Raw genomic sequence first — 517 nt, forward strand, 5'->3', positions numbered from 1 at the left:
CCCGGGCGGGGCCTTTTCCCAACCAAAGGACATGCGATGTTCACACTCGTCGCCGCCAGCAAGAAGCCGATCCTCGACGGCGTCGTGGCCACCCGCCAGTTCGCCAGCCTGGACGAGGCCGAGGCCACGATGCGCGAATGGGCGCGTTTCGGCATCGACAACCAGTGCAACGAAGCCGATGCGCTGTATGTCTGCGACGCGAAGGGCCACCCCGTGCGGGTCTGGAACTGGCGCAGCAAGCAGGCCGTGGACCCGTCCGCCGCCTGACGCCCACGCGTTACATCCGGACAGTTACATCCGGACAACGGCAAAGGGGCCGCGGCATCGCCTGCGGCCCCTTTTGCATGTCTGCCTGCCCCGTGCGCAGCGCCCCTCCGTTTGGCCGGGGGCGGGCACCGCCGCGCGTCCCCACGCCGCAAGCGGTGCCCGTTGTGCCTGTGCGGTGGCAGCCCCCCCGTCGCCTTGCCTCCTCCCAGGTTCAGCGACGGCGCCGACGGGGGGCACTGCCCGCCCGTCG

At 70.8% G+C, this 517-nt stretch carries 1 protein-coding gene; it reads left to right on the forward strand.

The window, feature by feature from the left end; genetic code table 11:
* Positions 1-267: hypothetical protein (locus ACLD7X_RS18370; protein ID WP_411425124.1), on the forward strand; the 267-nt coding region annotated here is incomplete at its 5' end.
* Positions 268-517: the final 250 nt, after the last annotated feature.

It is taken from the genome of Aphanothece microscopica RSMan92 (assembly GCF_046613545.2).
In the GTDB taxonomy this organism is placed as follows: domain Bacteria; phylum Cyanobacteriota; class Cyanobacteriia; order PCC-6307; family Cyanobiaceae; genus NIES-981.